Source organism: Hyphobacterium lacteum, from assembly GCF_036330345.1.
In the GTDB taxonomy this organism is placed as follows: domain Bacteria; phylum Pseudomonadota; class Alphaproteobacteria; order Caulobacterales; family Maricaulaceae; genus Hyphobacterium; species Hyphobacterium lacteum.
In genome coordinates, this window is record NZ_JAZDRP010000003.1 from 157,442 (window position 1) to 180,032 (window position 22,591).

Consider the following 22,591-nt stretch of genomic DNA (forward strand, 5'->3'; position numbering starts at 1 on the left):
TCCGCAGCCTTGGCGGCAAGTCACTGTTTAGTCTGAAAGAAATGGTGGGCGCGGCTGGGATTGAACCAGCGACCCCTACGATGTCAACGTAGTGCTCTCCCGCTGAGCTACGCGCCCGTCCATCTAAGGGAGCAGGGCTCTTAGCGCCGGTGCTGGCGGGACGCAAGCCAAAGCTTCATTCCCGCTGAAAATGACAGGGCCCTGAAGGCCGTATGACTTTTATGCAACAGACGGGGCGGAAATGCGGCGAAGATGGGGCACACGCTTTACGAGACTGAGGGCGGCGGCGATAGTGCGATCAGGAAAGTAGCCACTTTCCGGCTGTGCGCGTTTGTCTTGGCGTCTTCCGATTTCAGGGCAAGCCAAATTAGATAAGTCATGAAGGGGTATGACAGTGAGCAGTTTCTGGGATCGCGAGCGTCTTCTGCGCTCTACCATTCTGGCAGGTTTCGCTGCGGCGGGCCTGACCGTAACGCCGGCGTTCGCTCAGGACGCTGTAGATGAGGTTGATCAAGCCGAGGAAGACGAAGAAGAGGATACCGTTCTCGTTACGGGTTCTCGTATTGGTCGCTCGGAGTTCACCTCCATTTCGCCAATCCAGACGATTTCGGGTGAGCAATCCCGCGAAATCGGTCTCGTGAACGCCCAGGAAATCCTGCTGGCGCAATCGCAATCCACGGGTTTCCAGATCGACCAGAGCTTCATCGGCTTTGTGCTCGACAACGGCCCGGGTTCTGTGCAGGTCAACCTGCGCGGTCTCGACCCGGAGCGGACCCTGGTTCTCGTCAATGGCCGCCGCATGTCGCCGGCCGGTATCGGTGGCGCTCCGACGACACCGGACCTGACGGTGATCCCGGGTATCATCGTTGAACGTTTCGACCTGCTGCTGGACGGCGCCTCCTCGATCTACGGTTCTGACGCCGTGGCCGGTGTGGCAAACGTTATCCTGCGCAACGACTTCGAAGGGTTCGAGTTCCAGTACCGCCGTGAACAGCCGGACGGTTTCGGTCAGGAAAACAACTATTCGGGTGCCTGGGGTATCAACTCCGACCGTGGTTTCGCAGGCTTTGCCTTCGAATATACCGACCGTCAGCGCATCCAGTACCAGGACCGCCCGTTCACCGCACGCTGTCAGCGCAATATCGAAGTCCAGGCTGATGGCTCCATCCGGAACCAGGACCTCACGGCACTGAACGGCATGGGCCAGAACTGGGGTGATTGTACCCTGTCCCTGATCAACCGTATGTCGATTGCCGGCTTCGGTTCGGTTTACTGGACGCCGGGCATGACCAATATCGGTATTCCGGGCTGGTCTGAATCCACCCTGGGTGGCGGTGTTCCGTGGAGCCCGTCGACGGGTAACACCACGGCTGACTTCGACTATTATGATCCGTTCTGGAACTACAACGCTTCGCAAGCTGCGCGCGAAGCGGACTTCATTCCGGAAGCCCAGAACTACAATATCTACTCCTATGGTGAGCACGATATTGATTGGGGCTCCAACACGGCCGTTTACTACGAAGCACTGTTTGCCAACCGTCAGTCCTACATCCGGTCGCAAACGCCGTTCTTCTTCCCGAGCGTGCCGGCATCCAACCCGTTCAACCCGTGTAACAACGTGACGAACCCGACCGGTGTGAACTGTTTCACCCTGTTCGGTATTCCGGACGCGGCTGCGCCGATCTTCTCCCGCTCGCTCGCGATCGTCCGCGTCCGCGGCGACCGTGACGAACAGTCGACGGATCTTGACCAGTTCCGCTTCGTCGGTGGTTTCCGTGGCGATCTGCCGTTCTTCAACGGCTGGGACTATGACCTGTCCGGTTCGTATGCCCGTTCGCGCGGTTTCCAGAGCTTCCAGGGTGTGCATGAAGCCCGCCTGGCGGAATCCATTAACACCACGACCTACGATCCTGTAACCGGCACGTATTCGTGCGGCGCGCCGTACTCGAATGGCTGGCAGTGTGTGCCGGTCAACATGTTCAGCCCGCAACTCTACCAGGAAGGTGGCGGTTACTTCTCGCAAGCCGAAGCCGACTACCTGTTTGCGCCGGCAACCAACATGACGATCGTCGAGCAAACCATGGTCACCGGTATCTTCTCCGGCGGTCTGGGCACGATCTTCGGCATGGAAGTTCCGCTCATCCTCGGCTTCGAGTGGCGTGAAGACGCCCTGGAATCCAACGCGGATGACGTCCGTGCTCTGGGTCTGATCCAGCACCGTGCTTCCGACCGCGGCGCCGTTGGCCGCCGTCACCTGTGGGAGTACTTCTTCGAAACCGAACTGACGCCGATCAGCGGCCGTCGTTTCGCCGAAGAGCTGACCTTCAACCTCTCCGGCCGTTACACGGACGAGAGCAATTACGGTTCGGACTTCACCTACTCTGTGAAGGGTGTGTACCGTCCGAATGACTGGCTCTCCTTCCGGGGTTCTTATGGTACGTCCTATCGCGCGCCGAATGCTCGCGAGCAATTCCTGGCTGGTGCCACGGGCTTCGGCTCGGTCGCTGACCCGTGTATTGTTCCGAACAGCATGCGTGTTCCGGATCCGACCAACCCGGCCAACCAGATCCTGGACCCGACTCAGCCGGATCCGCGGACCCAGATCGTTCTGGACAACTGCCGGGCACAGGGCCTCGACCCGCTCAGCCTGGGTCTGAACCCGCAGCGGACCTCGCTCGCGGTTTCGACCGAGATCCTGACGGGTGGTACCACCCAGCTGAATCCGGAGACCTCGATCTCGCAGACCTTCGGTATCGTGGCTGAACAGCCCTGGTTCGATGCCTTCGATCTGCGCTTCGCGGTGACCTATTTCGACATTGTTGTGTCGGACTCGATCGAAGAGCCGTCTGCCGGCTTCATCATCAGCGATTGTTACAGCAACAATCCGGGTCTGAGCTCGGCCTTCTGCGGTCGTATCCAGCGTGATAACAACGGCTTCATCTCGCTGATTGATGGCTCGTTCATCAACATCGGTACGATCACCGCCAAGGGTGCCGACTTCAACATGGTCTTCCAGGATGACTGGTCGCTCTTCGGTGCCAGCTACGGCGTCACGGTTGACGTTCGTGCCACGCGCCTGAACGAGCAGATCTTCAACGTTCTGGGCTCGATCGACGACAATGCTGGTGAAACCGAGTCCCCGAACTGGACCGGTAACGTCCGTACGTCCATCGATCGTGGCAACTGGCGCTTCTCCTGGTTCACCCGCTATATCGGCGGTGGCGAGGAGAACAATCCGGGCACGGCCTCGGGTGTGACCTGTCTGACCAACGATTGTACGCCGGTCTACTACACGGATGACTACTACGTTCACAACGCATCCATCACCTGGACGCCGAACGACTGGATCATCAACGTAGGCCTCGAGAACGTGTTCGACGAAGACCCGCAGCTGGTTGACCCGGCAGGCGTCTTCTCGATCCGCAACTTCCCGCTGGGTGTCGGCTACGACGTCCCGGGTCGTCGCTGGTTCTTCGGTGTGACCAAGCGCTTCTAGTCTCGAAAGAGACCGGAAACGGAAATGGGCGGCGGTTCCTTCGGGAGCCGCCGCTTTTCTTTGCCTGTTTGTCAGATCGAGGCGCGTAAAACCTTTGATTTTTGCCGCGGTGCCGCTCTAGTATTTTCATCGACTTGGATGGGCATGGAGTTGTGTAATGACCCGCGTATTAGCGCTTGCCGGCATCGCCCTCATGGCGTCGGCCGCTTCTGTTGAAGCGCAGGGCGAAGTCGTCCCGCTGGAGTATTTTGCGACCTATCAGGCCGTTGATGACGTGGCGCTGTCTCCGGACGGCGAACATATCGTCATGCGCCGCCTGACGGCGCGTGATGGCAATTACATCATCGAGGTTCGTGAAACCGATAATCTGACCGGAAACCCGGTCCGACTGGGCGCCGAACGGATGGAAATCACCGGAGTCTCCTGGATTTCGCCGGATTATCTCTGGGTCTCGTTCCGCCAGCAGGTCCGCGACGCCATCGAAGGCGTCAACCAGGGCGTCTATGAAACCAAGCGGGCCATCGTGCACCGCACCGGCCGCGGCGGGTTCCGCGAGCTGAATGATGATACCAGCATTGCGCGGATCATGTGGGGCGATCCCGATTACATGATTATCCGGACCGCCGGGTATAACTATAATGACCGGCTGGAAGGTGAATCGATCGCCCGCCTGCAATACCCGGATTTCTACCGCTACAATATCCGCACCGGCCGCCAAAGCCGAATTCTCCGGGCTAACGCCCGGTTCGGTGGCTATGATCTCGACCAGCAGGGCAATCCCAGATTTGCCAGCGAGCTCGACCGCGGCACCCAGACCGTCACCTATTTCTGGCGCCCGGATCCGGAGGATCCGGACTGGCAGGAAGTCATGAGCTGGTCCTTGAACGACTATGCCGAGTACGGCGATTACGGGATCAATGTCGTGGGCTTCGATCCCGATGATTCAAGCCGCGCTTACGTCCTCGCCCATAATGGCGAGAATACGATCGGCGCCCACATCATGGACATGAATACGGGCGAGATCATCCGCACCATCTATCAGCGCGACGATGTCGATATTCTCGGCGCATTCTTCGAGCCTGACACAGATCGCGAACCGGAACTGGCTGGATTTGTCTTCTACGCCGATGGTGAATTGCGCCGCGCCTTTATCAGCGAGCGCGCTGCCGAGATCCAGAACATGGTTGACGCGGCTTTCCCGAATACACGGAATACCGTCTATGACTGCGTGAACAATTGCGCGCAGATGATGGTCTTCTCGCAGTCCTCGCAAGAGCCGGGCGTCTATTATTACATCGCCAATGGCCAACCGGTCGTCATCGGCCGCGAATATCCGCAACTGATCGATGCCGCGCTCGGCCGTGAGGAGTTTATCACCTACACGGCCCGCGATGGCCGGCAGATCCCGGGCATCCTGACACTGCCACCCTTCGGCCAGGCCCCCTATCCGCTGGTGGTTGTGCCGCATGGCGGACCTTGGGTCAGCGAGACCCGGGCCTATGATGAATGGGTCTCGGTTCTGGCCAATCGGGGCTATATGGTGTTGCAGCCGCAATACCGCGGCTCGCAGGGTTACGGTATCGACCACTGGCTTTCCAGCTGGGGGCAGTGGGGCATCACCATGTCCGACGACAAGGATGATGGTGTGCGTTACCTCGTCGAGCAGGGCCTAGCCGATCCCGACCAGGTCGCCATGTTCGGCTGGTCCTATGGCGGTTATGCCGCCTTTGCGGCGGCGGTTCGCCAGCCACCGGTCTATAATTGCGCTATTGCCGGGGCCGGCGTGTCCGATCTCGACATCATCCAGCGCGATTTCGGTGGCAGCCCGATCCAGCGCGAGCTGATCGAGGAGGGCTATGCCGGCATGTCGCCGAACGAGTTTGCAGAGGATGTCCGCATCCCGCTGCTGATCATTCACGGCGAGGTGGACCAGCGTGTTCCGCAATACCAGAGCCAGTACATGATCAATGCGCTGCAACGGAATAATGTCCCGCACCGCTATGTCGAACTGCCGGATGCGGACCACTTTTCCAATACGCTGAACTTCGACAACCAGCTCACGCTCTTTACAGAGCTCACCGGCTGGCTGGCGAATGAATGCGGCATGCCGACAGACCAGAACCCGGCCCGCTAGCACCGGCTTGGTTCCAACGCAAAAGGCCCGCTCTTTCGAGCGGGCCTTTTTTGTTGGTCAATTCGCCTGTGATCAGGCCGCCATCACGCGGTCAACCTCGTCCACCAGCTCGCGCAGATGGAAGGGCTTGGAGAGAACCTTGGCATTGGTCGGAGCGCTGGAGCCCGGGTTCAGAGCAACGGCGGCAAAACCGGTGATGAACATGATCTTCAGCCCCGGCACCAGTTCAGCGGCACGGCGCGCCAGTTCGATCCCGTCAATGCCCGGCATCACGATATCGGTCAGCAAGAGATCAAACTGATCCTGATTGGCTTCAAAAACCGACATGCCCTCATCGCCATCGGCGCAGGCTACCACATCATGTCCGGCGCGTTTCAGCGCCTTTGCCAGGAAGTCGCGCATTGAGCCGTCATCTTCCGCAAGCAGGATTTTCGCCATCTGGCACTCTCCACCCTCATGTTTCAGACTCCACCTCTAACCCATTAAGGTAAAAACCCGCTGAACGCGGCGCTTACGGTTGATACATCTTGCAGCTGACGCCATGGTGCGGAAATGACCTCAGCAGGTTCGCCCCAGCCGCTTGCGGCAATGGATTCCGCTCCGGCGGTGATCGCGCGGATTGACGAGCCCGTGATTGTTCACCGGCCGGACCGGCAGCGCACGCCCTTGCTGGTCGCCTCTCCGCACAGCGGCCGCACCTATCCACCGGACCTGATCGCGCAGGCAGCCTTGCCGCTCAACGCCCTGCGCCGGTCGGAGGATGCCTATGTCGACCTCCTGATAGACGAGGCGCCCCTGGCCGGGATCACAACAATTCTGGCGCCGTTTCCGCGAGTCTTCATCGATCCCAACCGGTCCACGCGCGAATTGGACAGTGCCCTGTTTTCTGACCTCGAGCAGACACGGGCGGGAGAGACGCCGCATGTCCAGGCCGGTCTGGGTGTTGTGCCGCGGATCAGTGCGGATGGCCGGCCGCTTTATTCAGCGCGTCTCTCTGTCGCTGAAGGCCGGCGCCGTATCGCGACCTATTACCGACCTTATCACGGAGCCATCGATGTCGAGCTCAAGGCCGCCTGTGATGTCTTCGGCCTGGGCATCCTGATCGACGTGCACTCCATGCCGGCTGCGGCAGCAGGCGGTGTTGATATTGTTCTCGGCGATCGGCATGGCACGTCCTGTAACCCCCTCATCATGTCGCGCCTGGAAACGGCTTTCCGGGATGCGGGACTATCGGTGCGGCGCAACCGCCCCTATGCGGGGGGCTATACAACCGCATTCTATGGTAAGCCGGCTCAGAACCGGCACGCCATCCAGATCGAGATTAACCGCGGGCTCTACCTGGATGAGGAATCGGTGACCCGTTCCGGGACGTTTCCCGCGACACGAACCATTCTCACGAACGTTCTCACCGGTCTGGCGAATTCGGACTGGTCTGAAATCCGTATTTAAATCATTATATTAGAGTAAATAAGCCTATCGGCACGGGTTCGGCATGCCCCTTGCTCCCCTCTAACGCGAAAGCGTCAAGGGGACGCTGGGTGATGAAGCGAAAATCGGAGCCGGCAGAATGACAAACGAAATTGATTTTCATATCGGCAAGCGGCTGCGCCGCCGCCGCCGTTTGCTGGGACTGACCCAGCAACAACTGGCTGAATCAGTGGGTATCCGCTTTCAGCAGATCCAGAAATACGAGTGTGGTGCCAACCGCGTTAGCGCCTCCCGCCTGTTCGAGCTCTCGCAATCGCTCGATGTCCCGGCGCAGTATTTCTATGACGGCCTGGCCATAGAAGAGGAAAACGACGAGGACTCCGACGCCATGGCGGCCGACATTCTCTCGCAGAAAGAGACGATGGACCTTGTGCGGGCCTACTACCGCCTTGGCGAACGGCCTCGAAAGCGGCTTCTTGAACTGGCCAAATCGCTCGAACCGTCCGAACCGGCCAATGATGCGGCTTGATTTCCCTGGCTGACAGGCCCGTCAGGGCCTGATAGTCCAGCGGCATGAATGGCCGCAATCTGGAAACCGAACTCGCTTTTGCGCACCGGCTGGCTGATGCAGCCGGTGCCGCCATCCTCCCTCACTTCCGCAATAATACAGATGTCGAGAACAAGGCCGGGACCGGCTTTGATCCCGTCACCATTGCCGATCGCGCTGCAGAACAGGCCATTCGTGACCTGATCGCGGCCGAGCGCCCGGGCGACGGCATTCTGGGTGAGGAATTCCCGGTCCTGCCCAGCCGCAATGGCTGGTCCTGGACACTGGATCCGATCGACGGAACGCGCGGCTTTATTGCCGGCACGCCGACATGGTGTGTCCTGATTGCTCTGACATTCGATGGAGAGCCGGTTCTCGGCGTAATCGACCAACCTCATACAAAAGAACGCTTTTCCGGGTTCGGCGGGTCAGCGGACTTGTCCGTAAACGGGCAGAAATCACTATTGCGGACATCCGGAATTCCGTCATTGGACAGCGCTATTCTCGCGACCACTGATCCTTACCTTTTCCGCGACAATGAACGCGACGCTTTCGGCAAGATCAGGTCAAAGGTGCGGCTCACCCGCTATGGCATGGATGCCTATGCCTACGCCTTGCTGGCGGCGGGCGGCATTGATCTGGTCGTTGAAAGCGGACTAAATCTCTATGACCTGCATGCTCTGGTGCCGGTCGTCAGGGCGGCCGGTGGTGTCATTACCAACTGGCAGGGCAATGACGATTTCACCACCGGTCAACTGGTCGCCGCCGCCAATTCATCGCTGCACGCGGAGACGCTTGCCCTGCTGGTCAGCTAGTCTTCGCTGGCGGACTCTGCTTCAGGGACCGGATCGCTGACCGGTTTGCGGAACAGAAGCGTCATCCGGTCGCTTTCGCCAATCGCTTCGAACGGGGCGCTGTCAAAGCCCTCTTCTTCCCAACCGTTTCTTGATGGTGGCAGAGTCCAGACACCATTCGGGTGATCGGCGGTATCCAGCGGGTTGGCGTTGATTTCGCTTGTCGCGACCAGTTCGAAGCCCGCTTCCTGCGCGATCGCGATCACATAGGCCTCCTGGACATAGCCGGAGCCCGCCATCGGATCCTGTTCGCGTGTGTCGGGAAGGCGGTGTTCAACGACACCAAGAACGCCGCCGGGACGCAGAACATCGTAGAATTCAGTGAACGCCCGCTCGGTGAAACCACCGCGCATCCAGTTGTGAACATTGCGGAAAGTCAGAACGGCATCGGCCGAACCGGGTTCTCCCAACTCTCCCTCCGCCGGGCCCCAGTCACGTATCACGATATCGCCGAACACGTCGTTGCCGAGAAAGCGGTCTTCGAATGCCGCACGGCTTCGCTGACGGGCGGCACTGGCGCTGTCGGCCGGGAAATGTGCGGCTACATAGGTGCCGCCATTGGCATTGATCCAGGGCGCGAGCACTTCAGTGTACCAGCCGCCGCCTGGCCAGATCTCGACCACGGTCATGGAGGGGTCTATCTCCATGAAGGCCAGCGTTTCGGCCGGATGCCGGTATGAATCCCGGCTGGCATTCTCGCCGCGCCATTCGCCAGCCAGTGCCCATTCGAGCGTTCCGGTTTCCGGACCGGCAGCTTCTTCGGCGACCTCCGCCACCCCGGACGCAACTTCGCTTGTCGGAAGTGCTTCGGTGGTTTCATCCGCCGTTTCGTCTACAGCGCCACCACAAGCGGCCAGTACCAAACAACCTGTAACAACCAGGCCAAAACGCAGCATTGGAATCTCCCGAATTTCCTGCCCCTACAGGCTATACGCCTAATGGGTCAGCGCACCTCTTGCAAGCGCGGCAATGCATACCCATGTCAATCGGGCAGGATGCCATGAAGGGTTCTGTGCGCGGCCAGGCCCGGCCTTGAAGGCGGGCGAATGGTCGCGGAAACCGGCTCGGTCAGGAAGGTTCATGACCGGGTTTGAACTTGTCGCTTCACAGGAGGATAAGCAAATGAGAACCTTGGATTATTCACCCCTTTACCGCTCGATCGTGGGCTTTGACCGTCTCGCCAACATGATTGACTCGGCGTCCAAGACGGACCCTTCGGCGGGTTTTCCGCCCTACAATATCGAACAGCTTGGCGAGGATGACTACCGGATCGAGCTGGCCGTTGCCGGCTTCGGTGAAGAGGACCTCTCCGTTGAAGTTCATGAAAACGTGCTGACCATTTCCGGCCGCAAGGAAGCCAAGTCGGATGAGGACGGCCCGAACTACATCTATCGCGGGATCGCCGAGCGCGCTTTCGAGCGCCGCTTCCATCTCGCCGATCATGTTGTCGTTGATACGGCTGAACTGAAAAACGGTCTGTTGTCTGTCAGCTTGCGCCGCGAGGTTCCGGAGAGCGCCAAGCCGCGCCGGATTGCTATCGGCCAGACGTCGGGCAAGAGCCGAAAGGTGATTGAGGGCGGCAAGTCGAAAGCGGCCTGAGGCCTGACGCAGTAAAAAGGAACGCGCGCCTGCCCCTTCAGGCGCGCGTTTTTCTTTGCTCAGGCGGCGGAGAGATCGACAGCGCCTTCCGCGTCGTCAACATCGCCCAGGAAATTGTTCGAGAGACGCGATCCGGTGAAACAGGAACCGGAAAACAGGGCGTGCCGGACATCGGCGGCGTAGAGCGATGAATAGGAGAAGTCCGCCCCGGTTGCTTTCACATGGCGCAGATCCGCCCCGGTGAGATCGGAATAGCGCACTTTTGCGGCGGCCAGGGAGGCCGGCAGAAGCCGGTCCTTGTCCAGCAAAAGCGGGCCCAGCTTGCAATCGCGCAGATCGGCATTGTTCAGACGCGCCCCGGTCAGGTCGGCACCGCGAAGATCCGCCCCGCGCAGGCACGTCATGCGCAGATCGGCACGTTCCAGCTTGGCGCCTTGCAGCTGCGCCCCTTCCAGGTCCAGGCCGTAGAGCGTTGCGCCACGTGCGTGGAAGGCGGTCAGCGTCTTTCCGGCGAGGGACTTCAATGGACGCAGATCAGTTTCATCAAAAGAGGATGGCTGACCTTCGCGTCCGCCGGTCGCACACCAGCGTATGTGGTCCTCGATCATCTCTTCGACAGGCCGGTCCAGCTTTCGCATTTCCAGCCCTGCCGGATCATCGGTCAGCGCGCCTGTGCGGTCGCAATTGTCCAGCCGTGCCATCGTTAGATTGGTATCGATCAGCACGCTATCAGTCATGTCGGCATCGGTCAGATCCGCACCCGACATGTCGGCGCCTTCCAGATTGGCGCCCGCAAAGATCGTCGCCCGCAGATTTGCCCGCACCATGCGTGCACCCAGCAGGACGGCATCGGTGAAGTCGGCCTTCTGGGCGGTCGATCCGGACATTTTCGAGCGGGACAGGTTGGCGCCCTGGAAATTCGCCATGGTCATCTCGCCTGGGCGGGAGCGATGTTTCACGACCGTCAGGCCACGCTCCTTGTCGACCTGGGCGATCGTGCCTTCGCGAAGATCAGTTTCTGACAGATCCGCACCTTGAAGGTTGGCGCCACGCAGTGCGGCGCCACGCATATCCGCCCGGCGCATCGAGGCGCCGGCCAAACAGGCCCGCCGCAAGTCGGCACCGTAGAGGCTGGCGGAATTGAGAACCGTGCCCGACAAATCGGCCCCTACAAGGGACGCACCGGTGAAATCGGCATCTGACAGATCGCGGCCGGACAGGTTCAGCCCGTCCATGATGCAATAGGTAAAGGCGGCGCGCGCCCCGCCGGGGCGGCCGCTCCACAACAACTCGTGACGCCGGCAAATCTCGTCGACTTGCCCCTGGTCGAGTGTCCTGTATTGGACGCTGCGATCCGTCATGACCGGTGACTTTTCCTACAAACCGAGGAAAATTATGCCGATTCCGGGTTAACGACCGGTGTCCAATTCCGGGACGATGGCATCCGCCATATTGGCCTCGATGGCCGCTTTTTCCGCTTCTGAACCCGGTATCAGTCGGACCCGCGTAAGCTCTTGAACCGGCGGGCTTTTTAGCCAGTTCTGCAAGCCCCCTGGCCCAAAGTTGTCAACAGCGAGATCATACCCTTTCGGATTACCGTCGATCACCATTAACGGGCGCCCCTGTCCCAACCGGGTGAAAAACCCGGCATGATGCTGTTCGGCTTCGGCCTGCCGGATACCGGTCACGACCTCGATTCCGACCTCTTGAAGACGGGAAATGCCCTGGCCAGCCGTCCGTGGATCAGGATCGGTGCAAGCAATCACGACGCGGCCAATTCCGGCCTCGACCAGCGCATCGGCACAGGGCGGTGTCTGCCCGGTATGAGCACAGGGTTCCAGTGTCACATAAGCCGTCGCGCCGTGAGACTCCTTGCCCGCCTCATCCAGTGCGACCCGTTCGGCATGTGGCCGTCCGCCGGCCGCGGTCACGCCGCGGCCCACGACTCTTCCGGACTTCACAATCACACAGCCGACGCAGGGGTTGGGTGCGGTGGTGCCCAGCCCGGACCGGCCCAGCGCCAGGGCCGCATCCATGAATCTCAGATCACTGAACTCACTCAAGGAATAGCCGGCAAAGGCTGCGCCCGGTCGGGATCAAGATAGCGTGCCGTTACCGGCAGTTTGCCAGCGCCATCCATGCCGATCTCCAGCGGGTTTCCGGTCGGAATCTCGATCCCGACAATGTCCTCGCCACTCATCTGGAACAGCAGCTTCACGATGGCCCGCAGCGAATTGCCATGGGCAACTACCAGAACATCTTCGCCGGCTTCCAGCAGGGGCGCGATTTCCTTTTCCCAATAGGGCTGGACCCGCTCCAGCGTCAGCTTCAGGGATTCCGCGGCGGGCAGCTGATCAGGGGACAGATCCGTATAGCGCGGATCATGAGACGGGTGGCGCTCATCGCTGACATCCAGGGCCGGTGGCGGGACGTCAAAACTGCGCCGCCAGATCTTGACCTGTTCATCGCCATGCTTGGCGCGGGTCTCGTCCTTGTTGAGCCCTGTCAGCCCGCCATAATGGCGTTCATTCAGGCGCCAGCTTTTCTCGACCGGAATCCAGACCCGGTCCATTTCCTCCAGTGTCAGCCAGAGGGTCCGGATCGCGCGCGTCAGCACCGAGGTGAAGGCGCAATTGGGGGCAAATCCGGTTTCAGCCAACAACCGGCCGGCCTTGCGGGCCTGGGCCTCGCCTTCAGCGGTCAATTTGACGTCTACCCAGCCGGTAAACCGGTTTTGCAGATTCCATTCGCTCTGCCCGTGACGGATCAATACCAGCTTGGCCATTCAATGCTCCCGGATCTGTTGATCAGCGCATAGCGCGCCGCGTCTGGGGGAGCAAGGCAATCGGTGCGGTAATCGCGCAATCGGTGGCCCGTCTGGTCTGACGGCTTCCCGCCCATGCCCTCCGTCTGCTATGGGCAGAGATGAAACAGGAGTGAGCATGACCCAGACAAGTGCACTGGATGTGGCCCGGCGCGTGATCCGCCTCGAGCAGGAAGGCCTGGAGCAGATGGCGGCCGGCCTTGATGACGGGTTTGCCACCATAGTCGCCATGCTGACCGGGTTGAAGGGCCGGGTGATCTGCGCCGGTGTTGGCAAGTCGGGTCATGTTGCCCGGAAGATCGCCGCGACACTGGCGTCGACCGGAACGCCCTCGCAATTCGTGCACCCCACGGAAGCCAGTCATGGCGATCTGGGCATGATAACACCGGATGATGCAGTCCTGGCGCTTTCCAAGTCGGGCGAAACGCGTGAGCTCGGCGATATCATGGCCTATTGCCGCCGCTTCGGGACGCCGCTGATCGGCATGACCTGCGGCGCGGATTCGGCGCTGGCAAAAGCCAGCGATCACCTGCTTCTTGTGCCGGATGCGCCGGAAGCCTGTGCCGAGACGCGCGCGCCGACCACCTCGACCACTCTGATGATGGCGCTCGGCGACGCGCTGGCTGTCGCCTTGCTGGAGGCGCGTGGCTTCACGGCTCGGGACTTCAAGACCTATCACCCGGGCGGCGCTCTGGGCGCGGCCCTCGCGACGGTAGGCGATCTGATGCATGGCGGTGAGGAATTGCCGGTGATCGGTGATGATGCCCGGATGAGCGAGGCCCTGATCGAGATCAGCGCAAAGAGTCTGGGTTGCGTCGGTATCTGCAATGGAGAAGGCGCGCTATCCGGCATGATCACGGATGGCGATCTGCGCCGCCACATGGGACCGGACCTTCTCGACCAGCCTGTCACCGAAGTGATGACGCGGGATCCGAAAACCGTTTCTCCCGCGACTTTGGCCGCCGATGCCTTGCGCCAGATGACGGCGGGCAATGTGAAGATCACCCAGCTTTTTGCGCTGGAAAATGGCAAGCCGGTGGGCTTGCTGCACATTCACGACCTCTTGCGGGCCGGAGTGAAATAGGCCTTGCGCATTGACCGCGCAGCCCCCTTATCGCTAGACGGTCTGCAAACACGAAAAGAAGGAACGCCTCATGCGCGTCGCCATGATTGGAACCGGCTATGTCGGACTGGTGTCCGGAGCCTGCTTCGCTGATTTCGGCCACCATGTGACCTGTATCGACAAGGACCGGGAAAAGGTGGAAATGCTGCGTTCCGGCGGCATCCCGATCTATGAGCCCGGCCTCGATCAGCTGGTCCAGCGCAATGTCCGCGAGGAACGCCTCAGCTTTGACACCGACCTGACCCAGGCGGTGAAGGAAGCCGATGCGGTCTTCATCGCGGTGGGCACGCCCTCGCGGCGTGGTGACGGGTTTGCTGACCTGTCCTATGTGCACGCGGCCGCGAAGGAAATCGCTGAAGTGATGGACGGCTATACCGTCATCGTCACCAAATCGACCGTTCCGGTCGGTACAGGCGATGAAGTCGAGCGGATCATCCGCGAAACCCGGCCCGATGGTGATTTTGCGGTTGTCTCCAACCCGGAATTCCTGCGCGAAGGCGCGGCGATCGACGATTTCAAGCGGCCGGACCGTGTTGTTGTCGGAACCGAAGATGAACGCGCCCGCGAGGTCATGAGCGAACTTTACCGTCCGCTCTATCTCAACGAGACGCCGATCCTGTTTACCACCCGCAGAACCTCCGAGCTCATCAAGTATGCGGCCAACGCCTTCCTGGCGATGAAGATCACCTTCATCAACGAAATGGCGGATCTGTGCGAGAGCGTCGGCGCCAATGTTCAGGAAGTCGCCCGCGGCGTGGGTCTGGACAATCGCATCGGCGGCAAATTCCTGCACGCTGGCCCCGGCTATGGCGGCTCCTGCTTTCCCAAGGATACGCTGGCCCTGACACGGACGGCCCAGGAGGCCGGAACGCCGCTGCGCCTGATCGAGACCACTGTCGAGGTCAATGACCGGCGCAAGCACGACATGGCCAAGAAAGTGGTCAAGGCGATGGGCGGCGATGTGTCCGGCAAGACGATTGCGGTGCTTGGCCTGACCTTCAAGCCCAACACGGACGATATGCGTGAAGCACCGTCGCTCGACATCATTCCGGCTCTCCAGGACGCCGGTGCGAAAATCCGCGCTTATGATCCGGCGGGCATCGTCGAGGCCGAGAAAATGCTCAAGGATGTGGAGTTCACCTCCGGCCCGTATCTGTGCGCGGAGGGCGCTGATGCCATCGTCATCATCACCGAATGGAACGAGTTCCGGGCGCTTGATACAGAACGCCTAAAATCGGTGATGGCCGGCGATATCATGGTCGATCTGCGCAATATCTACAGCCCGGAAGACATCCAGAAACGCGGCTTCAATTATACCAGCGTCGGCCGCTAGGCCATTTTCTCAAAAAAAACCTGCCTATAACGTCCAAACGATCCTGATTTCTAACAGGCTAGATAACGGTCGCCATTCCCAATGCGTGGTTTTTGGGATTAACGGTTTTTTGTTTTCCCTGAAATGGTGGGATCAGCAGGGTAATTTCAAGTATTTTCAGGGTAGAGTGACGCATCGTCGGAGAGGTGATATATAAATCTCAAAGGGTTGGATGTTTTTTCCCTAATCTCATTATCAGGGAAACAAAGGGCCGGATCAGCGTGAGAATGGACATTATCACGGAAAGCTGCGGCTAGAATTTCAGCGAGCCAAGTAGCGCTACCTTAATTTCACGATGAACAAATTCCGTGGTTTCAAAAGCCAGGCAAGCGACGGCGTCAGGTTCTATTTCGTGTTATAAAAGAAGCTCTCGGGAACAATCGCTACCTAAAACCCAGCTATCAATAGACATCGATTTGATTGACGACGTTTACGGTCAGCTTGATCGGCAGAGAAGAAAGTCCGCACGAAGTCCGTTCCAAACCGAAATGATGTTAGATAGAAAAAGTCAGCCACCGCCCTCTTGCGGAGGTGATTTTGCCGATGATCTCGAATATCGAGGCTATGATGGATTGCGTTTCGGCGAAAACCGTTGAGCTAAGTCGGGCCGCTAATGTTTCTAATTTGTGTTCCGCAACCCAACCAGCTTTCCGCTCTTTCAGGTTCAAGAAAATTTCGATCTGATTGTACAAAGTAAGACAGGCGAAGAAGCGCCATCTGACGCGACCTAACGCTAGGTGGTAGGCTCACATGTGTTAAGCTGGACGCTTTCATTTTATGCCGTCCAGCTGAACGCATCTTTTCAAACCAGAGGTGAGGTCAGCGAAGGCGTGCTGAGTTCGATCGGTGTAGTAGAGGCGCGCACGACGGGCCAACCCGTCCAGGGAGTCTGGTCTGACCCCCCATATCAAAAAAGATGCACTTTCGTTTCAATCACCTGATCATAGAGTCTATGATACCCGATCAGAGCCTGGGATAGCGCATCCACCTGATCATCGTTTTTGCCTTCTGGAAACGCTCTGCATTCATCCAAAAACTCATTAATCCAAGGTGCGCGAGAGGGGTGCCATACGTGCACGCGTCCTTCGGAAAGGAAAAGGCTTGCAATATCGGCACGCTCTTCCTTTGACCCCTTCGGTGAGAAGGCATGAAGATTGGTGTTTATGCCAGAACCATTGAGCCGCTCTTTGTGCAGAAAATGGTCAACCTCGTCTGCGAGGCCCGGCCCGTTCGAGGCATTTTCGATGATTAGTTCATTCGGCTTGAAATGTCGGATCAGCTTAAAGGTGATGTTCTTTAGTTCAACCAGTTTGGCCTTTTGTCTCCAACGAGCGTGGAGATACATATCTCCGTCGAAAACGTAGAAAATCAAAATCACTGAGTATGATTTTGCATACGGTCCGCCGCTAGCAGGATCAATGCTCAACAAGATCACGTCGGGTTTGTCTCTGGGATATTTTTCGAAAAACTTGAAGTCATCGACATCAATCATTCCTGAGCCAAAAGGAATCGGCATTTGGAGAAATTGCGCCTTGTATGCGTGTTCTCCCAGGACCTTTTTCTGCTCTTCAAGGAAGTCCTTTGGTAGGCGTTTTTCGTGAAGCAGCTCACCTTTTTTCCAATGGGTGAAATGGCCTGGTCCTGTTTCAATCTGACGATCCTCGGAATTTTGGGCGGGAAAGATGAGGGTTTTCCATCCGCCAAGGCTCGTTAAGGCAGCATGAGGGTCCCAAATTGATAAACGTTGCATAACCAGAATGGCGGGATCCGACGCAGCATTGTTAAAGCGCGTCAAGGCACTTTGCTTAATCCAGTCAGCGGTCTTTTCACATGCTGATTCATTTGCCGCATCCGTTGCACTAATGGGATCATCGAAGATAATGATGTCCGCTCCCATGCCCGTGAGTCCGCTCATCGTGGTCACGGCAGTCCGGGCACCGCCCTGTGACGTCGTGTAAACCCGTTCCGTGTTTTTATTTGGTTTAGGGCCGAGTGTTGGAAACACCTGATGGAAGTCCGGGTGCGATAATAATGTGCGGAAAGAAGACGAATGCTCGTTGAGCAGATTCTCGCCGTGACTAATTACCAGCAACTTTTTTGTTGGGTCGTGTCCGAGCATAAATGCCGGGAATGCTACAGACACTATGAATGATTTAAGCGTCCGCGGTGGCATGTTAATCGCCAGCCGTCGGCAATTCCCGGCCAAGATTTGCTCCATCTCGTAGCAAAGTGTGGTGATGTGGAAATTGTCTGCAAAGGGATTTCCCGGGAAGACCATTCCAAAGGCAAGCCGGACAAATGATTTGAAGTCGTTTCGCGCTACGGTGAAGACGGTCTTCTTAGATGGATTAGGTGCCGTCAATTTGCCCTCCACCGCGATTTGAGGATCGCCGTACAAAGTCTTCCAAAAGCTCCAGGTCCTCTTCTGTCGGGGGCAAAGAGTGGAGGCTTCCCAAGGCCTCCTCAGGCCAATGGGCTGCGATCTGGCGCATGAGTTCGGCCATGGCCCTCGCATCGCCATTGATAGCGCGGGTGACGAGTTGTTTGACCACGGCCTCTATTTTTGTGAGTTTCTTAGATTTTCCTGCCTCTTTGATGGTGAGCTTTTCCGACAGCTCCGCGATGAGGATGGTGGAGAAGTTTTTCCGGCCCTTAGGGCGCCCCTTGGGATTGCCGGACTTGCCCTTTTTGAAACGGGACGCTTTTGGCGGTTTGCCGTAACCGATGTCATAATCGCTCATGACAGACCTCCCTTTTGAGAGGGCGCAGGAAGCCTGGCGGCGTCCCATCGCGCTTCTCGATCGTTAGCCGATGCGACCAGCTCAGGAGAGCGCCCTGTGAGATCAGACCAGCGTTTCAGGATTACATCGACATAAGCCGGCTCGAGCTCGATCACGCGAGCCCTCCGACCGGTCTTTTCCGCGGCAAGGAGTGTTGAACCCGACCCCGCAAACCCATCGATGATAATTTCATTGGGCCTGGAAGCATCCAGGATGGCATCCGCAATCATTTTTGTTGGTTTAACCGTGGGATGGTCAGCCAGATCTTTATCCCGGCCGGCATGGAAGGCGTTCGCGCCTTGATAGGTCCATACATTGGAACGATTGCGCCCATACTTGCCCAGCTGAACATTGTTTATGTGTGGGCCGTTGCCCACTTTAAAAAGAGCTATCAGCTCATGACGGGAGCGATAGAAGGATCCCATGCCTGCATTGGTCTTGTTCCAGACAATAAGATTGAGCTGTTCGGAGAAGATAGGATCAGCCGCCGCATAGAGTTCGCGTAAATGCCGGTGATCCATACAGATGTAATGGAGAGCGCCTTCTTTTGAGAACGTGGCTGCGTGTGAAAGCCCCGTTGCCAAAAAGCAGGTAAACTCACTTTTTGACATCTCGCCGGATGCCATAGCGAACTCGGCGTTATCTTTCGAAGAGACGTGGCCCTTGATAGGCACGTTATAGGGCGGATCGGTAAAGCAAAGTATCGCCTGATCTGGGCCCATCAATGTCCGCCAGCTGGTCTCCTCGAGGCTCGAGCCACAGAACACCAGATGATCATCCAGTTTCCATAGATCCCCTGGCCGGGAAGCAGGCTGCTTTGGCGGTGGAGGGATGTATTCAACGTCATCGGCGCTATCTGCCGCTTCATCGCCTGCGAACATGAAATCGATCTCGGCGACTTCAAAACCTGTAAGCTCGATCTCTAATTCCGGAGCCATATCCATGATGGCCGCAAGCTCGAGCTTTAAGACCCCGTCATCCCATTTTCCACGTTCGGGCAGCCTGTTGGCGCTGATGACGAAGGCCCGTTTTTCCGCCTCGCTTAAGTGAAACACCTGAACGGCGTCAATCTCATCACGGCCGAGTTTCTTACACACCTGCACGCGCAAGTGGCCTGAAAGAATCACATTATTCTCATCAATAATGATGGGATCGATCAGCCCAACCTTTTCGATCGATTTTCTAAGAGCGCTTTGTTTTCCCGCATCGTGTTTACGGGCGTGGTTTTGGAACGGTTCTAGCTCATCAATGCGAACCAAACCCATGCGATGGATGTTGGCTGGAGCTGCCATAGATCTCTCCTAAGTTCGAGTAACAGATCTGGTGATCGGGCTCGATCTGGAGAGAGTTCTGGCAAAAAAGGCTGGATCCGCCGCGCTCATCGATCAAGCTGATCGTGGCATCAAAGCGTCTTCATTTTGATCGCGGCACTTTGGCCTTACCCAGCAGCGGGCTGATCAAAACTCAACTCTGGTGGAATCCACATTGGGTAGATAAATATCTGATTCTTGCCGGCCAAGCCATCGAAAATTATAAGCTGGGAAGATCAGCTCTAAAGGCACGCTGCTCGAAGAGATGAGGGCGGCCATCGCGCTGCCGGCCGCATTGCGTTTGAATTCTGAATCGGACGAGACGCGCGAGAGCGCTGCTCGATTTCGGCAAGGACCGTGTCCGGTTCTTCGCGGGTTAAAACGAAGACGATCTCTTCATATTATCGATAACCGAAACGACCACAGACACGGACATCTTGCGCGACGCGACCTTGGTTGTACGATCCTGGGTGGTGTTCAAAATTTATTGATGTCGGCTAAAAAGCTGCACTCTCATTGATCTGGTTGGTCTCATATCCCTGAAGGGAGATGCGTCCCTTGGTTCTGTCGATTAATGCCCTTAAGAACCGATTATTTAGAGGCCCAAAACTGAAAGGATAATCGCGCTGACCCTGCCACGTGCTATCAATCGCCAAACTGCTATCAAGCTTGCAGGCTTTCTCTTAGCGATTAGACAGACCAACGTTCATCGCTAATCGCCAACAGACTAGGGAATTGAATTATGTCCGGAATGCCTTGCGCCGACTTGGCCCCAAACACCTGGGAGTTTGAAAACTCGGCTTTGATTAAGCCAACCGGCTTTCGCGAATATGATGCGCGTTGGTGGTTTGGGCATCCGGCCTCTAACAAGGCGCCTGAGATTAACCTATACGGCATTCAGGCGCTTGGTCTTGGCCTTGGCACGCTCATACATGAAATCGGCGTCGCACCAAAGATCGTAACGGGCCATGATTTCCGAAGCTACTCGCTGGGCGTAAAGCAAGCCCTGACCGTCGGCCTCATGTCGGCGGGCATTGAGGTTCACGATATCGGTCTCGCCCTGTCACCGACGGCCTATTTTGCCCAATTCGATCTCGACATTGACTGCGTGGCGATGGTGACCGCCAGCCACAATTCCAATGGCTGGACGGGGGTGAAGATGGGCGTGGAAAAAGCGCTGACCTTTGGCCCGGATGAAATGGCGCGCCTCAAGGAAATCGTCTTGAACGGTCAGGGCATCGCCAGGCCCGGTGGCGGCTATGTTCGACAGGAGCGCGTGGCCGAACGCTATCTTGCGGATCTGTTTAACGGGGTGTCGATCAAGCGGCCTTTGAAAGTTGTCGCCGCCTGCGGTAATGGCACGGCCGGCGCCTTCGCGCCGAAAGCTTTGGCCGCCATGGGCGTCGAAGTGATTCCAATGGATTGCGAGCTGGACCATACGTTCCCGCGCTATAATCCGAACCCGGAAGACATGAAGATGCTGCACGCGCTGCGCGATGCAGTGCTGGAACACAAGGCCGATGTGGGCCTCGCATTTGATGGCGATGGTGATCGCTGCGGCGTGGTCGATAATGAAGGCGAGGAGATCTTCGCCGACAAGGTCGGTCTGATGCTGGCGCGGGATCTATCGGGCCGGTTCGATAATGCGAAATTCGTCGTCGATGTGAAATCGACCGGCCTTTTCCTGACCGATCCGGTGCTCCAGGCCAACCAGGCGACCACCGAATACTGGAAGACCGGCCATTCCTATATCAAGCGCTATTCCAAAAAGACCGGCGCGCTGGTGGGTTTCGAGAAATCCGGCCATTTCTTTTTCCAGCCACCGCTGGGCCGGGGTTATGATGATGGTATCGTGGCCGCCCGGGCCGTGCTCGACATGCTCGACCGCAACCCGAACAAGACCATGGCCGATATGCGCCGTGATCTGCCGGTCAGCTTTTCCTCGCCGACCATGTCGCCGTCCTGTGCCGACGAGATCAAGTATAACGTCGTCGACCGGATCGCGGCGGCTTACAAGGCCCGCCCGGAAATCCTCGGCCGTAAGGTGCGTGATGTGCTGACCGTCAATGGCGTCCGCTTCACGCTGGAAGACGGGGCTTGGGGTCTGGTGCGCGCATCCTCGAACACGCCCAATCTCGTGATCGTGGTGGAAAGCCCCAACTCGGCCGAGGACATGAAAGCGATCTTTGCCGATATCCGCGAGGAGCTGGCCAAAAACCCCGAAGTCGGCGAGTTCGACCAGTCGCTATAGCCCTTAAATGTCGGGCTTTCGCAATGCCGAGAAAGATAATCGCCCGGCGGGTTGAGGCGGGATGCTTGCCTTCCGGATCTTTTGAGCAGGGTTATTACGCCTCTCTAAAAGCTAAAAATCCGGTCCGTATAAATGTAATTTGTGGCCTACGGGCAGGCCAACAAGGTTCGTAGTATGCTTTGGTCCAAGGTTAGCTGGAAATGGTACTGAAAATCGCGATTTGGCTTCTGATAAATCCCCCTATGGTTGTGCATTGTTGCAAGCCAACATAGTTTGGCCATGATCGAAATGATTCTCGGTTTTTCCGTGAAAAAGGATCGTTCCTATCGAGTCGAAGCGGGGTGCGCCCAGACGCTCCGCTTCATTCGATGCTTGTTGGGGGAAGGCGCATGTATCAGATGCATTTAGAGTTCGATGGTGATAAAACTGCGAAGGCTTTCGACCGGCAGATTGCTAAACTTCTTGAGATCACCTCTCAGCAAAGCGCTGATCCCGCATTCGTGATGATCACAAGCAATAATTCTGCTGATAAACGCCGTCGCAAAATAACAACAGACGACCCAACATTATTTGTAAAGCTGTCTGAGATGACGTCCGACTAAAATGAATTAGCGGGGTTTTCCTCTAAAAAAGCAACTTATGATTGCAACGCAAATCAGCGCGGCTCCGACAAACAAACTTGTAGCACCCATTTTCATCCTCGCCCATAAAGCCACTATCATAGGTTTAAAATATTGGGAAGCCAGCCGTCTCGCCTGACACACGAAAACTTTGCGAGCGTTCAAGAAACCTGACGCAGCCCCGTGGTTTTCTTCCTCTTTCGAAGACTTTGAGCATTTGATTAAAACGGAAGTCCGATCATCTTTCCAATAT

18 protein-coding genes and 1 tRNA gene are annotated in these 22,591 nt (G+C 57.6%); 10 read left to right on the forward strand and 9 right to left on the reverse strand.

Annotated elements, in window-relative coordinates:
• Window positions 1-42 precede the first annotated feature (42 nt).
• Window positions 43-117 (reverse strand) — tRNA-Val (locus tag V0U79_RS05580).
• A 277-nt stretch (window positions 118-394) separates the two neighbouring features.
• Between V0U79_RS05580 and V0U79_RS05585 the strand changes: the two genes are divergently transcribed.
• Window positions 395-3,496, forward strand: coding sequence for a TonB-dependent receptor domain-containing protein (locus V0U79_RS05585; protein WP_330198493.1), 3,102 nt, complete (start codon window positions 395-397; stop codon window positions 3,494-3,496).
• 157 nt (window positions 3,497-3,653) lie between these two features.
• Complete coding sequence (locus V0U79_RS05590; protein WP_330198494.1) at window positions 3,654-5,630, forward strand: alpha/beta hydrolase family protein; 1,977 nt, start codon at window positions 3,654-3,656, stop codon at window positions 5,628-5,630.
• Window positions 5,631-5,702: 72 nt separating this feature from the next.
• Here the strand turns inward: V0U79_RS05590 and cpdR are convergent, their stop codons facing one another.
• Entirely contained in the window at window positions 5,703-6,068 is a 366-nt protein-coding gene (gene cpdR, locus V0U79_RS05595) for a cell cycle two-component system response regulator CpdR (protein ID WP_330198495.1), read from the reverse strand.
• A gap of 114 nt (window positions 6,069-6,182) precedes the next feature.
• Here cpdR and V0U79_RS05600 point away from each other — a divergent pair, with 114 nt between their 5' ends.
• The 3 genes from V0U79_RS05600 (at window position 6,183) to hisN (ending at window position 8,420) form a co-directional block, all read left to right on the forward strand.
• Window positions 6,183-7,079: an N-formylglutamate amidohydrolase gene (locus V0U79_RS05600; protein WP_330198496.1), complete on the forward strand. Its 897-nt coding sequence runs from the start codon at window positions 6,183-6,185 to the stop codon at window positions 7,077-7,079.
• Window positions 7,080-7,197: 118 nt separating this feature from the next.
• Complete coding sequence (locus V0U79_RS05605) at window positions 7,198-7,587, forward strand: helix-turn-helix domain-containing protein (RefSeq protein WP_330198497.1); 390 nt, start codon at window positions 7,198-7,200, stop codon at window positions 7,585-7,587.
• A 44-nt stretch (window positions 7,588-7,631) separates the two neighbouring features.
• Window positions 7,632-8,420 carry a histidinol-phosphatase gene (gene hisN / locus V0U79_RS05610; protein WP_330198498.1) on the forward strand — a complete coding sequence of 263 codons (789 nt, stop codon included), beginning with the start codon at window positions 7,632-7,634 and terminating at the stop codon, window positions 8,418-8,420.
• Here the strand turns inward: hisN and V0U79_RS05615 are convergent.
• A complete protein-coding gene (locus V0U79_RS05615; RefSeq protein WP_330198499.1) occupies window positions 8,417-9,355 on the reverse strand; it encodes a class I SAM-dependent methyltransferase in 939 nt (312 codons plus the stop codon). The genes hisN and V0U79_RS05615 overlap by 4 nt on opposite strands.
• Window positions 9,356-9,581: 226 nt before the next feature.
• On the opposite strand from V0U79_RS05615, the gene V0U79_RS05620 reads away from it, so the two are divergent.
• Window positions 9,582-10,058 (forward strand): Hsp20 family protein, encoded by a 477-nt coding sequence (locus V0U79_RS05620; protein WP_330198500.1) that lies wholly within the window; start codon window positions 9,582-9,584, stop codon window positions 10,056-10,058.
• A 59-nt stretch (window positions 10,059-10,117) separates the two neighbouring features.
• On the opposite strand, the gene V0U79_RS05625 is transcribed toward V0U79_RS05620, so the two are convergent.
• Genes V0U79_RS05625 through gpmA form a run of 3 tightly spaced genes read right to left on the reverse strand, consistent with a single transcriptional unit; the run spans window position 10,118 to window position 12,843 of the window.
• Window positions 10,118-11,419: a pentapeptide repeat-containing protein gene (locus V0U79_RS05625; RefSeq protein ID WP_330198501.1), complete on the reverse strand. Its 1,302-nt coding sequence runs from the start codon at window positions 11,417-11,419 to the stop codon at window positions 10,118-10,120.
• Window positions 11,420-11,467: 48 nt separating this feature from the next.
• Window positions 11,468-12,121, reverse strand: a complete 654-nt coding sequence (ribD, locus tag V0U79_RS05630) for a bifunctional diaminohydroxyphosphoribosylaminopyrimidine deaminase/5-amino-6-(5-phosphoribosylamino)uracil reductase RibD (RefSeq protein WP_330198502.1) — start codon at window positions 12,119-12,121, stop codon at window positions 11,468-11,470.
• Entirely contained in the window at window positions 12,118-12,843 is a 726-nt protein-coding gene (gene gpmA / locus V0U79_RS05635) for a 2,3-diphosphoglycerate-dependent phosphoglycerate mutase (protein ID WP_330198503.1), read from the reverse strand. Before gpmA ends, ribD begins: the two co-directional genes overlap by 4 nt.
• A 157-nt stretch (window positions 12,844-13,000) precedes the next feature.
• On the opposite strand from gpmA, the gene V0U79_RS05640 reads away from it, so the two are divergent.
• Both V0U79_RS05640 and V0U79_RS05645 read left to right on the forward strand, forming a co-directional pair.
• Window positions 13,001-13,966 (forward strand): KpsF/GutQ family sugar-phosphate isomerase, encoded by a 966-nt coding sequence (locus V0U79_RS05640; protein WP_330198504.1) that lies wholly within the window; start codon window positions 13,001-13,003, stop codon window positions 13,964-13,966.
• 70 nt (window positions 13,967-14,036) lie between these two features.
• A complete protein-coding gene (locus V0U79_RS05645) occupies window positions 14,037-15,338 on the forward strand; it encodes a UDP-glucose dehydrogenase family protein (RefSeq protein WP_330198505.1) in 1,302 nt (433 codons plus the stop codon).
• 946 nt (window positions 15,339-16,284) lie between these two features.
• Here the strand turns inward: V0U79_RS05645 and terL are convergent.
• The 3 genes from terL to V0U79_RS05660 are packed head-to-tail and all read right to left on the reverse strand — an operon-like array spanning window position 16,285 to window position 19,449.
• Entirely contained in the window at window positions 16,285-17,739 is a 1,455-nt protein-coding gene (gene terL / locus V0U79_RS05650) for a phage terminase large subunit (RefSeq protein WP_330198506.1), read from the reverse strand.
• Window positions 17,726-18,118, reverse strand: a complete 393-nt coding sequence (locus V0U79_RS05655; RefSeq protein WP_330198507.1) for a DUF5681 domain-containing protein — start codon at window positions 18,116-18,118, stop codon at window positions 17,726-17,728. The genes terL and V0U79_RS05655 overlap by 14 nt, the downstream gene beginning before the upstream one ends.
• Window positions 18,115-19,449, reverse strand: coding sequence for a site-specific DNA-methyltransferase (locus V0U79_RS05660; protein ID WP_330198508.1), 1,335 nt, complete (start codon window positions 19,447-19,449; stop codon window positions 18,115-18,117). The genes V0U79_RS05655 and V0U79_RS05660 overlap by 4 nt, the downstream gene beginning before the upstream one ends.
• A gap of 760 nt (window positions 19,450-20,209) precedes the next feature.
• Here V0U79_RS05660 and V0U79_RS05665 point away from each other — a divergent pair.
• Window positions 20,210-21,718, forward strand: a complete 1,509-nt coding sequence (locus V0U79_RS05665) for a phosphomannomutase/phosphoglucomutase (RefSeq protein WP_373696446.1) — start codon at window positions 20,210-20,212, stop codon at window positions 21,716-21,718.
• A 389-nt stretch (window positions 21,719-22,107) separates the two neighbouring features.
• A complete protein-coding gene (locus tag V0U79_RS05670; protein WP_330198509.1) occupies window positions 22,108-22,320 on the forward strand; it encodes a hypothetical protein in 213 nt (70 codons plus the stop codon).
• Window positions 22,321-22,591 lie beyond the last annotated feature (271 nt).

What these genes read in the sequence shown, in the direction of transcription:
- V0U79_RS05590 (WP_330198494.1), top strand. Translation starts at nt 3,654, where the DNA reads ATGACCCGCGTATTAGCGCTTGCCGGCATCGCCCTCATGGCGTCGGCC.
- cpdR (WP_330198495.1), bottom strand. Translation starts at nt 6,068, where the DNA reads ATGGCGAAAATCCTGCTTGCGGAAGATGACGGCTCAATGCGCGACTTC.
- V0U79_RS05600 (WP_330198496.1), top strand. Translation starts at nt 6,183, where the DNA reads ATGACCTCAGCAGGTTCGCCCCAGCCGCTTGCGGCAATGGATTCCGCT.
- V0U79_RS05605 (WP_330198497.1), top strand. Translation starts at nt 7,198, where the DNA reads ATGACAAACGAAATTGATTTTCATATCGGCAAGCGGCTGCGCCGCCGC.
- hisN (WP_330198498.1), top strand. Translation starts at nt 7,632, where the DNA reads ATGAATGGCCGCAATCTGGAAACCGAACTCGCTTTTGCGCACCGGCTG.
- V0U79_RS05615 (WP_330198499.1), bottom strand. Translation starts at nt 9,355, where the DNA reads ATGCTGCGTTTTGGCCTGGTTGTTACAGGTTGTTTGGTACTGGCCGCT.
- V0U79_RS05620 (WP_330198500.1), top strand. Translation starts at nt 9,582, where the DNA reads ATGAGAACCTTGGATTATTCACCCCTTTACCGCTCGATCGTGGGCTTT.
- V0U79_RS05625 (WP_330198501.1), bottom strand. Translation starts at nt 11,419, where the DNA reads ATGACGGATCGCAGCGTCCAATACAGGACACTCGACCAGGGGCAAGTC.
- gpmA (WP_330198503.1), bottom strand. Translation starts at nt 12,843, where the DNA reads ATGGCCAAGCTGGTATTGATCCGTCACGGGCAGAGCGAATGGAATCTG.
- V0U79_RS05640 (WP_330198504.1), top strand. Translation starts at nt 13,001, where the DNA reads ATGACCCAGACAAGTGCACTGGATGTGGCCCGGCGCGTGATCCGCCTC.
- V0U79_RS05645 (WP_330198505.1), top strand. Translation starts at nt 14,037, where the DNA reads ATGCGCGTCGCCATGATTGGAACCGGCTATGTCGGACTGGTGTCCGGA.
- V0U79_RS05655 (WP_330198507.1), bottom strand. Translation starts at nt 18,118, where the DNA reads ATGAGCGATTATGACATCGGTTACGGCAAACCGCCAAAAGCGTCCCGT.
- V0U79_RS05660 (WP_330198508.1), bottom strand. Translation starts at nt 19,449, where the DNA reads ATGGCAGCTCCAGCCAACATCCATCGCATGGGTTTGGTTCGCATTGAT.
- V0U79_RS05665 (WP_373696446.1), top strand. Translation starts at nt 20,210, where the DNA reads ATGTCCGGAATGCCTTGCGCCGACTTGGCCCCAAACACCTGGGAGTTT.
- V0U79_RS05670 (WP_330198509.1), top strand. Translation starts at nt 22,108, where the DNA reads ATGTATCAGATGCATTTAGAGTTCGATGGTGATAAAACTGCGAAGGCT.